The following is a 14,015-nucleotide window of genomic DNA, read 5'->3' as shown; positions in this document are numbered from 1 at the left end:
GTTGGTGTGTCGTTGTGAGAAAAACTATCAAAAATATCGCCTTGTGCTCGTTTTAAAAATCGTCAAGGACGCCGATATAAAAGGCTGTAGCGCCTTATCTGACGTGCCTCTCGGATCAGGTTAACTCCTTAGTATTTTCGCATTGCGTTGTTGCGGCGCTCCGGCCTACAGTTGCCTTACTGTATCTAGCCGCCACCTAGCGCAGTGCCTCGCGTGCCGTGGACGTTTTCGAAGCAATGGACCGAAAACGCCTGCGGCACGCGAGGGGGGAAGCGAGAAAAGTCATAAATTAGTGTTGACTTAAATCTGATATATCGTATATTTCGTTCGGTATATTTGCGGTGGAGCGAGAGCGGATCCGCAAGCATCAGAGACAAAGTCGACGAGGCGAAGACCTCGTAAAAGCATACCCAGGGGGCATAGACCCCATCCGGAAGGTGTTGTTGTTGTGAAGCTGTCAAACAACTGAAAACCGATGGAGGAGGTACAAGTGGAGACGACAAATCAACACGGTAAGACATCCGTGTTCGCGAGCCCTTGGGTTCAGCTCGTGTTCGGCGTGATTTGTATGGCGATGATCGCCAACTTGCAGTACGGGTGGACGCTGTTCGTCAACCCGATCGACGAGAAGTATCACTGGGGCCGCACGGCCATTCAGGTGGCATTCACGATCTTCGTGGTCACGGAAACGTGGCTCGTGCCGATCGAAGGCTATCTGGTCGACCGCTTCGGTCCGCGCCCCGTGGTGGTGGGTGGCGGTTTGCTTTGCGGTATTGCATGGGCGCTCAACGCCTATGCCGATTCGCTCGCGATGCTGTACTTCGCGGCAGCCGTGGGCGGTGTCGGTGCTGGTGCGGTGTATGGCACCTGCGTGGGCAACGCGCTCAAGTGGTTCCCGGCGAATCGGGGGCTGGCAGCAGGGCTGACGGCAGCAGGCTTCGGTGCAGGTTCTGCCCTGACCGTGGTGCCGATTGCCAACATGATCAAGAGCAGCGGCTACGAAAACACCTTCCTGGTGTTCGGTCTTGGCCAAGGCATCATCGTGTTGGTCCTCGGTCTCGCGCTGGCTTCGCCGCCGGCCGCCTTCGAGGCGCTCAAGAAGCTCGCCCCGGGTGCACGCCGCTACGACGCCAAGCCGACCGAAGTCATGCGCAGTCCCGTGTTCTGGCTGATGTATCTGATGTTCGTGCTGATGGCCGCAGGCGGTCTGATGGCAACGGCACAGCTCGGCCCGATCGCCAAGGACTACGGCCTGGACGGCACCCCGGTTTCGCTCATGGGGCTGACCTTGCCGGCACTGACCTTCGCACTGGCCATCGACCGTGTGCTCAACGGCGTCACCCGTCCGATCTTCGGCTGGATCTCCGACAAGATCGGTCGTGAAAACACGATGTTCATCGCCTTCGCGATGGAAGCCGCGGGTATCTACGCACTGTCGGTCTGGGGCCAGCACCCGGTCGCGTTCGTGATTCTCACGGGTCTCGTGTTCTTCGCCTGGGGTGAAATCTACAGCCTGTTCCCGGCCACTTGCGCCGACACCTTCGGTTCGAAGTACGCCGCGACCAACGCCGGCATGCTTTACACCGCCAAGGGAACGGCTGCGTTGCTGGTGCCTTTTACCAGCGTCATCACCGCCACAACCGGTAGTTGGCATGCCGTGTTCATGATTGCAGTCGTCATGAATGCGACCGCCGCCGTACTCGCGCTCTTCGTGCTCAAGCCGATGCGCGCACGACTTGCCCAACGCTATGCGGACAGCAGTGCCCGCGACGCCGAGGCGGTCATTACCAAACCAGCAGACTTGTCCCGCAGTACGACCTGAGGAACAGGCGCCGGCAGGAGTGCCGCGCGCGACGCGACCAGAAACACGGGGTTTCGCGCGCGGCATGCAAGACAGATTGAAGTCCTAAAGTAATCGTCAGCGAAAGACGACGCAACACTGAAACCGGAAAAATTGGAGGAGAGAATTATGTCCATTGCGATGACCGTGCCAGTCGGCAAGGCGGAAAACAACACCGCGGGCGACACGCTCAAAGACAGCAGCCGACACGCGAACATCGTGTCCGAGGCAGAAACGACGGATGGTTTCCATCTGGTCATCGATGCCCTGAAAGCGAACGACATCGACACTATCTTTGGTCTGGTGGGAATTCCCATTACCGATCTGGCCCGCCTGGCACAAGCCGAAGGCATGCGCTTTATCGGTTTCCGTCATGAACAGCACGCCGGCAATGCTGCGGCCATCGCTGGCTTCATGACCCAGAAGCCCGGCATTTGCCTGACGGTGTCCGCACCGGGCTTCCTGAACGGCCTGACGGCACTGGCGAACGCCACCACCAACTGCTTCCCGATGATTTTGATCAGCGGCTCGAGCGAGCGCGAAATCGTCGACTTGCAGCAGGGTGACTACGAAGAGATGGATCAGCTCAACGCTGCCAAGCCGTACTGCAAGGCCGCTTACCGCGTGCTGCATGCAGAAGACATTGGCGTGGGCGTGGCGCGTGCGATTCGTGCCGCCGTGTCGGGCCGTCCCGGCGGCGTGTATCTGGATCTGCCGGCCAAGCTGCTGGCGCAAACGCTCGACGCACAGAAGGCGAAGGATTCGCTGATTCGTGTGATCGACGCCGCGCCGCGTCAGATCCCGGCACCGGACGCCGTCAAGCGCGCCCTCGACGTGATCAAGAACGCCAAGCGTCCGCTGATTCTGCTGGGCAAGGGCGCCGCTTACGCGCAGGCCGATGCCGACATTCGTGCACTGGTCGAGAAGTCGGGCATTCCGTACCTGCCGATGTCGATGGCTAAGGGCCTGCTGCCCGACACGCACGAGCAATCGGCGGCTGCCGCACGTTCGTTCGTGCTGCAAGAAGCCGACGTCGTGGTGCTGATCGGCGCGCGTCTGAACTGGCTGCTCGCACACGGCAAGGGTAAGACGTGGGGTTCGGCTCCGAAGAAGTTCGTGCAGATCGACATCTCGCCGACGGAAATCGACAGCAACGTGGCGATTGCCGCGCCGGTGATCGGCGACATCGGTTCGTGCGTGTCGGCACTGGTGGCCGGTATCGACGCGAACTTCGGCAAGCCGAGTGCTGAATGGACCGGCGCGATTGCGGAACGCAAGAACAAGAATCTGGCCAAGATGGCGGCCACGCTCGACCAGAACCCGTCGCCGATGAATTTCCACAGCGCACTGCGCTCGATTCGCGACGTGCTCAAGGCGTATCCGGATATCAATCTGGTCAACGAAGGCGCGAACACGCTCGACTACGCCCGCAGCATCATCGACCAGTACCAGCCGCGCAAGCGCTTCGACTCGGGTACGTGGGGCGTGATGGGTATCGGCATGGGCTTCGCCATCGGCGCTGCGGTGACGAGCGGCAAGCCGGTCGTGGCGATCGAAGGCGATAGCGCGTTCGGTTTTAGCGGCATGGAACTCGAGACGATCTGCCGTTACGACCTGCCGGTGACCACCATCATCTTCAACAACAACGGCGTGTATCGCGGCACCGACGTCAACCCGACGGGCGGCAAGGACGTGGCACCGACGGTGTTCGTCAAGGGCGCGCGCTACGACAAGATGATCGAAGCCTTCGGTGGCATCGGTTACCACGTCACCACGCCGGAAGAACTGACCAAGGCGCTGCAAGAGGGCATTAAGTCGGGCAAGCCGACGCTCATCAATGCAGTGATCGACGAATCGGCGGGCACGGAAAGCGGCCGTCTGACCAATCTGAATCCGCAAAGCGCGGCGATGAAAAAGTAACTCGAGTCAATTAAGGAGACATGACATGAGCAAACCCCTCGAAGGCATTAAGATCATCGACTTCACGCACGTGCAAGCCGGCCCGGCCTGCACTCAGTTGCTGGCTTGGTTCGGTGCGGACGTGATCAAGGTGGAACGCCCGGGTTCGGGCGACGTCACGCGCAACCAACTGCGCGACATTCCGGATGCCGACGCGCTGTACTTCACCATGCTAAACAGCAACAAGCGCTCGCTGACGCTGGACACGAAGACGCAAGAAGGCAAGGAAGTGCTCGAGAAGCTGGTGCGCGAATCGGACGTGCTGGTCGAGAACTTCGCCCCGGGCGCGCTGGACCGCATGGGCTTCACGTGGGAGCGTCTGAACGAATTGAACCCGAAGCTGATCGTCGCTTCGGTCAAGGGCTTCTCGGACGGCCACCATTATGAAGACCTGAAGGTCTACGAAAACGTGGCGCAGTGCGCCGGCGGTGCGGCGTCGACGACGGGCTTCTGGGACGGTCCTCCCACGGTGTCGGCCGCAGCACTGGGCGACAGCAACACGGGTATGCACCTGGCCATCGGCATCTTGACGGCACTGATCGGCCGCGGCCAGACGGGCCGTGGTCAGAAGGTGGCCGTGTCGATGCAAGACTCGGTGATCAACCTGTGCCGCGTGAAGCTGCGCGACCAACAGCGTCTGGACCGTGTGGGCTATCTGGAAGAGTATCCGCAGTACCCGCATGGCGAGTTCAGCGACGTGGTGCCGCGTGGCGGTAACGCGGGCGGTGGCGGTCAGCCGGGTTGGGTGCTCAAGTGCAAGGGCTGGGAAACGGACCCGAACGCTTACATCTACTTCACGATTCAAGGCCACGCTTGGGAGCCGATCTGCCGCGCACTGGGCAAGCCGGAGTGGATCAGCGATCCGAACTACGCGACGGCTCAGGCACGCCAGCCGCACATCTTCGACATCTTCAAGACGATCGAAGAGTGGCTCGCCGACAAGACGAAGTTCGAAGCGGTGGATATCCTGCGCAAGTTCGATATTCCGTGCGCTCCGGTGTTGTCGATGAAGGAAATCGCGGACGATCCGTCGCTGCGCGCCTCGGGCACGATCGTGGAAGTGCCGCACAAGGAACGCGGTTCGTACCTGACGGTCGGCAGCCCGATCAAGTTCTCGGGTCTGAAGCCGGAAATCACCGGTTCGCCGCTGCTGGGCGAGCACACGGAAGAGATCCTGGCAGAGTTGGGCTACAGCAAAGACCAGATTGGCAAGCTGCATTCGGCCAAAGCCATCTGAGCTTGAAGTGAGCATGTAGTCGCGCAGGTGCCGCATCTTCATCAGGTGCGGCACCTGTTGTCGTTTTTCGGGACCGCATTGTCTTTTGATTCATGTATTTTTGTTGCATGTTTAAATCGTAGTTATTGATCCCCCACAGAAAAAGCAGGAGACACCATGAGCGCACCGGTGGACGCAGCACAATTGGTTCAGGTCGTAGGCGACGCCATCGTCGTGGCCGACCCGAAGAACATCATCACGTTGTGGAATGCCGGCGCGGAAAAGATGTTCGGCTTCTCGGCCAGTGAAGCCGTCGGGCAACCGTTGGACATCATCATTCCCGAGCGGCTTCGTCATCGCCACAACGAAGGCTATGAGAAGACCATGGCCACCGGGCAGACGAGGTACGGCAGCGATCTGTTGAAAGTGCCCGCGACGCATAAGGATGGGCGCGCCATGTCGATCGCGTTCACGGTAGCGCTGCTGCGCGACGCGCAAGGGCAGGTGAGCGGTATCGTGGCCGTCATCCGAGACGAGACTGCGCGCTTCCAAGAGGACCGCCAACTTCGCAAGCGCGTCGCTGAGCTCGAAGCCAAAGTCGGTGAACTCACCGGCGCCCGCGCCTGATTCTGCCCGTTATGTCCTGATGTACGCCTGCCGCGCTCGCGGCAGGTTCTGCTTTTCCTCGCCCTCTAAAACCTCCCCCCAGACAGACCGGGGCCCTTTCTCGCTGCTCAGACAGTGTTCAACTCGCCTCGAGAAAGGGCCCCGATCTGTCTCTCCCGGCCTAGGGGGCATGCCTGTAAACCCGTAGCCAACACTCAAGGTGTTTTAAATGCTGCGCTGCAAATCCCTTTAAACATGGGCATTTGGCGGGAATTCGTCCATTTATTCCGCAAAGCAATAACTGCCATTGGCAAAAAATAGCCGTTGATAAAATATCGTGTATGAAATACTGTATATCACAGTCAAATACCAACATAACGGCCCTTGCAGCCGAGCCCGAGGAGGAGACAACCATGGCACTCATCGCCATCGCATGTCCGCATACCGCCAGCGTCATCGCTGACGGCAGCCAGATGCATCAGCGCCGCGCTGCGGCTCCCCATCGACCCATTCCTGCGCACGGTATTGCCGCGCAGGCAATGAATCGCTAACGACAGAGGTCGATCATGAGCAAAGCACTCGAAGGCGTGCGCATCCTCGACTTCACCCACGTGCAGTCGGGTCCGACCTGCACGCAGCTGCTCGCTTGGTTTGGCGCCGACGTCATCAAGATCGAGCGCGCGGGTCACGGCGATGTCACGCGCGATCAATTGCGCGACATCCCGGACGCGGACAGCCTCTATTTCACGATGCTCAACAGCAATAAGCGCTCGATCACGCTCGACACGAAGCACCCGGAAGGTAAGGCGGTGCTCGAGCGCATGATTCGCGATTGCGACGTGCTGGTGGAAAACTTCGCGCCCGGCGCGCTCGATCGCATGGGCTTCACGTGGGAACACATCCACGCGCTGAACCCACGCATGATCGTCGCCTCGGTCAAAGGCTTCGGCCCCGGCCCGTATCAAGACTGCAAGGTCTACGAGAACGTGGCGCAGTGCGTGGGCGGTGCCGCCTCGACGACCGGTTTTGACGACGGCCCGCCGATGGTGACGGGCGCGCAAATCGGCGACTCGGGCACAGGCTTGCACCTGGCGCTGGGTATCGTCACGGCGCTGTATCAGCGCACGATGACCGGCCAAGGCCAACGCGTGCTGGCGGCCATGCAAGACGGCGTGTTGAACCTCTGCCGCGTGAAGTTGCGCGATCAGCAACGCCTCGAGCGTACGAACGTAATGGAGGAGTACCCGCAATACCCGAACGGTCAGTTCGGTGACGCGGTGCCGCGCGCCGGTAATGCCTCGGGCGGCGGGCAGCCGGGCTGGATCGTCAAGTGCAAGGGCTGGGAGACGGACCCGAACGCCTATATCTACTTCATCACGCAAGCCCCGGTGTGGGGATCGATCTGCAAGGTGATCGGCAAGCCGGAGTGGGTGGAACACCCGGACTACGCCACACCGCGTGCGCGCCTGCCGCGCCTGCGCGAGATCTTCGACACGATCGAGCAATGGACGATGACCAAGACGAAGTTCGAGGTCATGAACATTCTCAACGAGTACGACATTCCTTGTGGCCCGATTCTCTCGATGAAGGAAATCGCCGAAGACATGTCGCTGCGCGAGACCGGCACGATCGTGGAAGTGGATCACCCGAAGCGCGGCAAGTACCTCACGGTGGGCAACCCGATCAAGCTGTCCGACAGCCCGACGCACGTGGAACGCTCGCCGCTGCTTGGCGAACACACCGACGACGTGCTCTCGGAATTCGGCTACAGCGCCCAGCAGATCGCGGCACTGCGCGAAGTCGGCGCAGTGTGAATGACCTCAAGAAGTCGCGTCCGGCGCGCGCACGCTCCGTCGTGCCGCGTCGCCGGACCGTTACCGGAATGGCAAACGCATGAAGCTCTGGACCCGTTTCAAAACTGCCCACGGCCGCATCGGCTTTGGCCTGCTCAAGGGCGACCTCATCCACGAACATCGCGGCAGTCTCTACGACGAGCCGATCGCCACGGGCGCCACGATTGCGCGCGACACGGTCGATCTGCTGTGTCCGTGCGAGCCGAGCAAGATCGTCGCGCTGTGGAACAACTATCACGCGCTCGGCGCGAAGCTCGGCAAAGCCGCGCCCTCGCACCCGCTCTTTCTCATCAAGCCTGCGACCACGCTCGTCGGCCCGAACGCGGTCATTCGCCGCCCCGCCGCGTATGCGGGGAAGATCGTCTTCGAGGGCGAGTTGGGCATCGTGATCGGCAAGCGCACGAGCAACGTCAGCGTGGAAGCGGCGCGCGATCACATCCTCGGCTACACGCTGGTCAACGACGTTACAGCCGCTGAAATCATCGGCGAAGACGAGAACTTCGCGCAGTGGACGCGCGCCAAGGGCTACGACACGTTCGGCTGCGTCGGCCCGGTGATCGCGCAGGACTTCGACTGGCGCGAAGCGGAACTGATTACGCAGCTCGATGGCGCAGAGCGTCAGCGCTATCCGCTCGCAGACATGATTTTCAACCCGTGGGAGCAAGTCTCGCGCATCTCGCAGGACATGACGTTGTTGCCCGGCGATGTGATCGCCGTTGGGACGTCGGTCGGCGTGGGCTCGATGAAGGAAGGCCAACTGGTGGAAGTGAGCATCGACGGCCTGGGCACGCTCGCCAATCGCATGGGTTGATACGCTGATTTCACGGTGGTCGGCCGGGGTGGCAATGGCCTGAGTCGATCGCCCTTTTTCATTCGGCAGTCCGGTGGTTCACAAGGATTGATTTGCGAACTGCCGGGCTGCCGCATGCATCAGCGAGAGATCACCGAGTGGCATCGCGAACTGCCGGAATTTCCGACACGGCGGGCGGCGGCAGCGGGCTCTTGTAAGCCATCATGCCGTCGATGAGTGCAGCGCCTTCGGTCAGCAGGAACTGACGGAACGCATGCGCGACAGGGGGCAGCCGCTTGCTGCGACGGTGCACGACATACCAGCTTTGCCACGCCGGAAAGCCTTGCACGTCGAGTACCACGAGATGCCCGGTCTGGAGCTCCATGCCGACGGTATGCGCCGACAGGAACGAGACCCCCATGCCAGCAATGACGGCCTGCTTGATGGTCTCGGTGCTCGAAATCTCCATCGCGATTTGCAACTGCGCCGTGCGATGGCCGAAGGCATCCTGCATCGAGTTCCACGTGTCGGAGCCGCGCTCGCGACAGATGAACGGTTCGGCAGCCAAGCGTGCAAACGGAATCTGCCGCAGCCCGGCGAGCGCATGGTCGGGCGGCGCAACGATGACGTAAGGGTGGGGCGCGAAGACCTCGTTCACCGTATCGATTTCGTGAGGCGGACGCACCATCACCGCCAGATCGGTCAGGTTTTCGGTGAGCTGATGCAGCAGTTCTTCGCGGTTATGCACCGTGAGGTTCAGGGTGATGCCCGGGTGCTGCGCCGTGAACGCGGCGAGCACGCGAGGAAAGAAGTAGTCGCCTGCGCTGATGACGGCCACGTTGAGCTTGCCGCCGGTGATGCCTTTGAGGTGATCCATCGCCTCTTCGGTCTCGCGGAATAGCGCAATGATGGCGCGGCTGTAGTGAAGCATTTCGCTGCCCGCCGGCGTGAGAAAGATCTTTTTGCCGAGTTGTTCGAACAACGGCAAACCGGCGTGCGTCTCGAGCTGCTTGACCTGCGTCGAGACGGCCGGTTGCGTGAGATGAAGTTCTTCGGCGGCGCGCGAAAAGCTCAAATGGCGCGCCACGGCTTCGAAGACCTTTAGCTGGCGGAGCGTGGCGTTTTTCATGCGATGAAGTATAAGCAATCGTAGATGGTTTGCATAATTAACTTTAACTGTCTTTTATAGGTGTGGCTGCGTAATCTGCAATGGCAGCCCGCATGACAGCCAAGTGACGGAAGGGATGACGAAACCCCTCCATCACGTACGGCACCGGCGGGTCCGCGTGTTCTGGAGACGATCACTGATTTGGGAGAGCGCCAACATGTCTGTCATCGAAACGCATATCAAGCCCGCCGCCCTGGCCCCGGTTGCCAACGCCCATCTGCATGCGTTCAACAACGCATTCGTCGAGCTGGGTCTCGACTGGCACTGGGATCATCCGACGTACCACAAGTTGCTGCGCATGACGGGCAACGACGATTTGCCGCTGGCCTATCTCGAAGGGACGTCGGCACAAGCGCTGCGTCACGCCGAGTTGTTGCTGATCGGCGCGTATCTCGATGGGCATCAGCCGCACTTGCTGCGTGCCTACGAACCGGAATTCCTGTGCGATCTGATTCATTGCACGAAGGTGCGCTGCTTCGAAGCGGCCAATGAAGGACGTTCGATGCAACCGCCGCGTACCGCGCTGGCCTGAGTTTTACAACACGACAGGGGCCCAGACCCCGAGACAATAACCATGCATATTGGCATTCCGAAGGAGACGGTCGGCGGCGAAACCCGCGTCGCGGCCACACCGGAAACGGTGAAGAAGCTGGTGGGCGCAGGGCATCGCGTCACTGTGGAGCGAGGCGCAGGCGATGCAGCAAGCGTGCCCGATGCGGCGTATGTCGCAGCCGGTGCCGCGACGGGCAGCGCAGCGGAAGCGTTCGGGGCGGAACTTGTCCTGAAGGTACGCGCACCGTCGATTGCCGAAGTCGGACAGATCGCGCGCGGCGCGGCGGTGGTCGGCATGCTCAACCCGTTCGATGCCGAGAACAACGCCCGTATGGCGGGGGCTGGCATCATCGGCTTCGCACTGGAAGCGGCGCCGCGTACCACGCGGGCGCAAAGCATGGACGTACTGTCCTCGCAAGCCAACATCGCTGGCTATAAAGCGGTGATGCTTGCGGCGAATTTGTATCAACGCTTTATGCCGATGCTGATGACGGCAGCCGGGACGGTGAAGGCGGCTCGCCTCGTCGTGCTGGGCGCTGGCGTTGCAGGCTTGCAAGCCATCGCGACGGCAAAGCGGCTGGGCGCGGTGATCGAGGCGTCGGACGTGCGTCCGGCCGTGCGCGAGCAGATCGAATCGCTCGGCGCGAAGTTCATCGACGTGCCGTTCGAAACCGATGAAGAACGCGAGATCGCCAAGGGCGTGGGCGGCTATGCCCGTCCGATGCCCGCCGCGTGGCTCGCCCGTCAGTCGCAGCTCGTGCACACGCGCCTCACGCAAGCCGACATCGTCATCTCCACTGCATTGATCCCGGGGCGCGCTGCGCCGACGCTGATCGCCGAAGACACCGTCAAGGCCATGAAGCCCGGCTCGGTCATCATCGACCTCGCCGCAGGGCGTGGTGCCAACGGCGGCGGCAATTGCCCGCTGTCGGTGGCCGACGAGATCGTGAAAGTGCACGGCGTGACGATCGCGGGTTACACGAACTTGGCAGGCATGGTCGCGGCGGACGCCTCGGCGCTGTATGCCCGCAACGTGCTCGACTTCCTCAAGCTGGTGATCGACAAGGAAAACAAGCTCGTCATCGATACCAACGACGACATCGTCGCCGCGTGCCTGATGTGCCGCGACGGTCAGGTGCTGCGCGCCGCATAAGAGGGGGAGACAAAAGAATGGAAATGATCAATCACACGGTGATCAATCTGATCATCTTTGTGCTGGCGGTGTACGTCGGCTACCACGTGGTGTGGAACGTCACACCGGCGCTGCACACGCCGCTCATGGCGGTGACCAACGCCATTTCGGCCATCGTCATCGTGGGCGCGATGCTCGCCGCTGGCCTGACCGAAGGCGGTCTGGGCAAGACGATGGGCGTTGTTGCCGTGGCGTTGGCCGCTGTGAACGTGTTCGGGGGCTTCCTCGTGACGCAACGCATGCTCGAGATGTTCAAGAAGAAAGACAAGGCGCCTGCTAAGGCTGCCAATGATTCGGCAGCTAAGGGAGCCCACTGACATGAGCATGAATCTTGTGACGCTGTTGTATCTGGTCGCGTCGATCTGTTTCATTCAGGCGCTCAAGGGCCTGTCGAATCCGCGCATGGCGCGACGCGGTAACGCGTTCGGCATGATCGGTATGGCGATTGCCGCGCTGACCACGCTCGCGCTGATCTTCGAGCTGCGCAAGCTCTCGGGCGGCAACTACTCGGGCCTTGGCTTGATCCTCGCGGGTCTCGTGGTTGGGGGCGGTATCGGTGCTTACGTCGCTCGCAAGGTCGAGATGACGAAGATGCCGGAACTGGTCGCAGCGATGCACTCGCTGATCGGTTTGGCTGCCGTGTGTATCGCCGTCGCAGCCGTGGCAGAACCGGCAGCGTTCGGCATCGTGGCCGCGGGCCAACCGCTGCCGCCGGGCAACCGCATCGAGTTGTTCATTGGCACGTTCGTCGGCGCGATCACGTTCTCGGGATCGGTCATCGCCTTCGGCAAGCTCTCGGGCAAGTACAAGTTCCGCCTGTTCCAAGGCGCACCGGTGGTCTTCAAAGGCCAGCACATGGTGAACCTGGCGCTGGCGATCGCAATGCTCGCCTTTGGCGGCGCGTTCTTCGTCACGCAAAGCTGGACGCCGTTCGTTGCCATGACCGCCATCGCTTTCGTGCTGGGCGTGCTGATCATCATCCCGATTGGCGGTGCCGACATGCCGGTGGTGGTGTCGATGCTGAACTCGTACTCGGGCTGGGCCGCCGCAGGGATCGGCTTCTCGCTGAATAACCCGATGCTGATCATCGCGGGTTCGCTGGTGGGTTCGTCGGGCGCGATTCTGTCGTACATCATGTGCAAGGCCATGAATCGCTCGTTCTTCAACGTGATTCTCGGCGGCTTCGGCGCGCAGGCTGGTGCAGCCGCAGCAGGTGGCGAACAGCAGCAACGCCCGGTGAAGTCGGGCTCGCCTGACGACGCAGCGTTCCTCATGAGCAATGCCGAATCGATCGTGATCGTGCCGGGTTATGGCTTGGCCGTCGCCCGTGCCCAACACGCTTTGAAGGAACTGACCGACAAGCTGGTGGAGAAGGGCGTGAGCGTGCGTTACGCCATTCACCCGGTGGCTGGCCGTATGCCGGGTCACATGAACGTGCTGCTCGCCGAAGCCGAAGTCCCCTACGATCAAGTGCTGGAAATGGACGAGATCAATGGCGAATTCGGTCAGACCGACGTGGTGCTGGTGCTGGGTGCGAACGACGTGGTGAACCCATCGGCCAAGAACGATCCGCAATCGCCGATCGCTGGCATGCCGATTCTTGAAGCCTACAAGGCCAAGACGATCATCGTGAACAAGCGCTCGATGGCCGCCGGTTACGCCGGGCTGGATAACGAGTTGTTCTATCTCGATAAGACGATGATGGTCTTCGGCGACGCGAAGAAGGTCGTGGAGGAGATGGTCAAGGCAGCGGCCTGACGGCAGGTGTCTCGGGGCGCGCCGGTCTCTTCGGCGCGCCAGCGCCACCGTGGTGGCTCGTTGGCTTACTTATTGGCAGGGCACTAGCACATGAACGTATCGCTGAGACAACTCAAGGTCTTCATGGTCGTGGCGCGCAGCAAGAACTTCAGCCGCGCGGGCGCCGAGATCGGCCTGACTCAACCGGCCATCAGCCGCTGCATCAACGAACTCGAAGCGCAACTCGGCTTGCGGCTCGTGGACCGTACCACGCGTGAGGTATCGCTCACCGATGCCGGGGTGACGCTTGCGGGCAACCTCGATCGCGTGCTCGACGAACTGGAAATCGCGCTGCTGCAAACGCATGGCGCCGAAGCGCGCACGACCGGCAGGGTCCGCGTCGGCGCAGCGCCCACGATCTCGGCCACGCTGATGCCGCGCGTACTGCTGGCGTCGCAAGCGACGTATCCGGATATCGCGCTCGCCCTTGTCGATCAGATGCAACGCGCAGTCCTCGACAGCGTGCGTGCGGGCGACGTGGACTTCGGTATCGTCGTCGCGCCGCAAGGGGCCGACGATCTCTACACCGAATTGCTCATGAGCGAGCCGTTCTGCCTCGTGTGCCGCAACGATCACCCGCTCGCCACGCAAGCGGCCGTGCACTGGTCGGAGTTGTCGGGCGAGAACTTGGTATTGCTCAATCAGGGCTCGGGCAGCCGTCCGCTGATCGATCGCGCACTGACCACGCAGAAAGTGCAGGGCACCATCACGCAGGAGCTGGGGCATGTGAGCACGATCTTCCGCATGGTGCAGGAAGGGCTGGGCGTCAGTATCCTGCCGCCGTTCGCGCTGCCGTTGCCGGAGAATTCGACGCTTGCCGTGCGACCGCTCTTGCCCGCGTTCGAGCGCGCCATCGTCCTGGCGCGTCGCAAGAACCGTTCGCTCTCGCCCGTCGCTCAAACGATGTGGGAGCTGATTCATCGCGTCGTGCGTGAACGCAACGGACAACTGCGTGGCGACGCGCAGGCGTTTGTGACCGCAGCCACTGCCGCTGCTGAAGCCGCCAGCGGCAAGGCCTGATCGCCTTGTATGGCGTGGCGCG

General features: G+C 61.5%; 13 protein-coding genes. 12 read left to right on the top strand and 1 reads right to left on the bottom strand.

Going from position 1 to position 14,015, the window contains the following annotated elements:
* Nucleotides 1-475 precede the first annotated feature (475 nt).
* The 7 genes from oxlT (at nucleotide 476) to ACPWR9_RS16285 (ending at nucleotide 8,285) form a co-directional block, all read left to right on the top strand.
* Nucleotides 476-1,822, top strand: coding sequence for an oxalate/formate MFS antiporter (gene oxlT / locus ACPWR9_RS16315; protein WP_426299250.1), 1,347 nt, complete (start codon nucleotides 476-478; stop codon nucleotides 1,820-1,822).
* 147 nt (nucleotides 1,823-1,969) lie between these two features.
* The gene (oxc, locus tag ACPWR9_RS16310; protein ID WP_426299249.1) at nucleotides 1,970-3,760 is read left to right on the top strand and encodes an oxalyl-CoA decarboxylase; all 1,791 of its coding nucleotides are present in this window, start codon (nucleotides 1,970-1,972) and stop codon (nucleotides 3,758-3,760) included.
* 25 nt (nucleotides 3,761-3,785) lie between these two features.
* Nucleotides 3,786-5,036: a formyl-CoA transferase gene (gene frc / locus ACPWR9_RS16305; RefSeq protein ID WP_426299247.1), complete on the top strand. Its 1,251-nt coding sequence runs from the start codon at nucleotides 3,786-3,788 to the stop codon at nucleotides 5,034-5,036.
* Between the two features lie 156 nt (nucleotides 5,037-5,192).
* Nucleotides 5,193-5,642 carry a PAS domain-containing protein gene (locus ACPWR9_RS16300; protein WP_426299245.1) on the top strand — a complete coding sequence of 150 codons (450 nt, stop codon included), beginning with the start codon at nucleotides 5,193-5,195 and terminating at the stop codon, nucleotides 5,640-5,642.
* Between the two features lie 392 nt (nucleotides 5,643-6,034).
* Nucleotides 6,035-6,172, top strand: coding sequence for a hypothetical protein (locus ACPWR9_RS16295; RefSeq protein WP_426299243.1), 138 nt, complete (start codon nucleotides 6,035-6,037; stop codon nucleotides 6,170-6,172).
* Between the two features lie 15 nt (nucleotides 6,173-6,187).
* On the top strand, nucleotides 6,188-7,435 hold the full coding sequence (gene frc / locus ACPWR9_RS16290) for a formyl-CoA transferase (protein ID WP_426299241.1): 1,248 nt from the start codon (nucleotides 6,188-6,190) through the stop codon (nucleotides 7,433-7,435).
* A 79-nt stretch (nucleotides 7,436-7,514) separates the two neighbouring features.
* Entirely contained in the window at nucleotides 7,515-8,285 is a 771-nt protein-coding gene (locus ACPWR9_RS16285) for a fumarylacetoacetate hydrolase family protein (RefSeq protein ID WP_426299239.1), read from the top strand.
* A 130-nt stretch (nucleotides 8,286-8,415) separates the two neighbouring features.
* On the opposite strand, the gene ACPWR9_RS16280 is transcribed toward ACPWR9_RS16285, so the two are convergent.
* Nucleotides 8,416-9,393 (bottom strand): LysR family transcriptional regulator, encoded by a 978-nt coding sequence (locus tag ACPWR9_RS16280; protein ID WP_426299237.1) that lies wholly within the window; start codon nucleotides 9,391-9,393, stop codon nucleotides 8,416-8,418.
* Nucleotides 9,394-9,589: 196 nt separating this feature from the next.
* Here ACPWR9_RS16280 and ACPWR9_RS16275 point away from each other — a divergent pair, with 196 nt between their 5' ends.
* The 5 genes from ACPWR9_RS16275 (at nucleotide 9,590) to ACPWR9_RS16255 (ending at nucleotide 13,993) form a co-directional block, all read left to right on the top strand.
* Nucleotides 9,590-9,964, top strand: a complete 375-nt coding sequence (locus tag ACPWR9_RS16275; RefSeq protein ID WP_150679015.1) for a hypothetical protein — start codon at nucleotides 9,590-9,592, stop codon at nucleotides 9,962-9,964.
* A 42-nt stretch (nucleotides 9,965-10,006) separates the two neighbouring features.
* Nucleotides 10,007-11,137: an NAD(P) transhydrogenase subunit alpha gene (locus ACPWR9_RS16270; protein WP_426311990.1), complete on the top strand. Its 1,131-nt coding sequence runs from the start codon at nucleotides 10,007-10,009 to the stop codon at nucleotides 11,135-11,137.
* A 17-nt stretch (nucleotides 11,138-11,154) separates the two neighbouring features.
* Nucleotides 11,155-11,493, top strand: a complete 339-nt coding sequence (locus ACPWR9_RS16265) for an NAD(P) transhydrogenase subunit alpha (protein WP_150679013.1) — start codon at nucleotides 11,155-11,157, stop codon at nucleotides 11,491-11,493.
* A gap of 1 nt (nucleotide 11,494) precedes the next feature.
* The gene (locus ACPWR9_RS16260) at nucleotides 11,495-12,934 is read left to right on the top strand and encodes an NAD(P)(+) transhydrogenase (Re/Si-specific) subunit beta (RefSeq protein ID WP_150679012.1); all 1,440 of its coding nucleotides are present in this window, start codon (nucleotides 11,495-11,497) and stop codon (nucleotides 12,932-12,934) included.
* 90 nt (nucleotides 12,935-13,024) lie between these two features.
* Nucleotides 13,025-13,993: a LysR substrate-binding domain-containing protein gene (locus ACPWR9_RS16255; RefSeq protein WP_426299233.1), complete on the top strand. Its 969-nt coding sequence runs from the start codon at nucleotides 13,025-13,027 to the stop codon at nucleotides 13,991-13,993.
* Nucleotides 13,994-14,015 lie beyond the last annotated feature (22 nt).

The organism is Pandoraea pneumonica (assembly GCF_049918595.1).
Classification (GTDB): Bacteria; Pseudomonadota; Gammaproteobacteria; order Burkholderiales; family Burkholderiaceae; genus Pandoraea; species Pandoraea pneumonica_A.
This window is presented reverse-complemented; position numbering and strand designations above follow the sequence as displayed.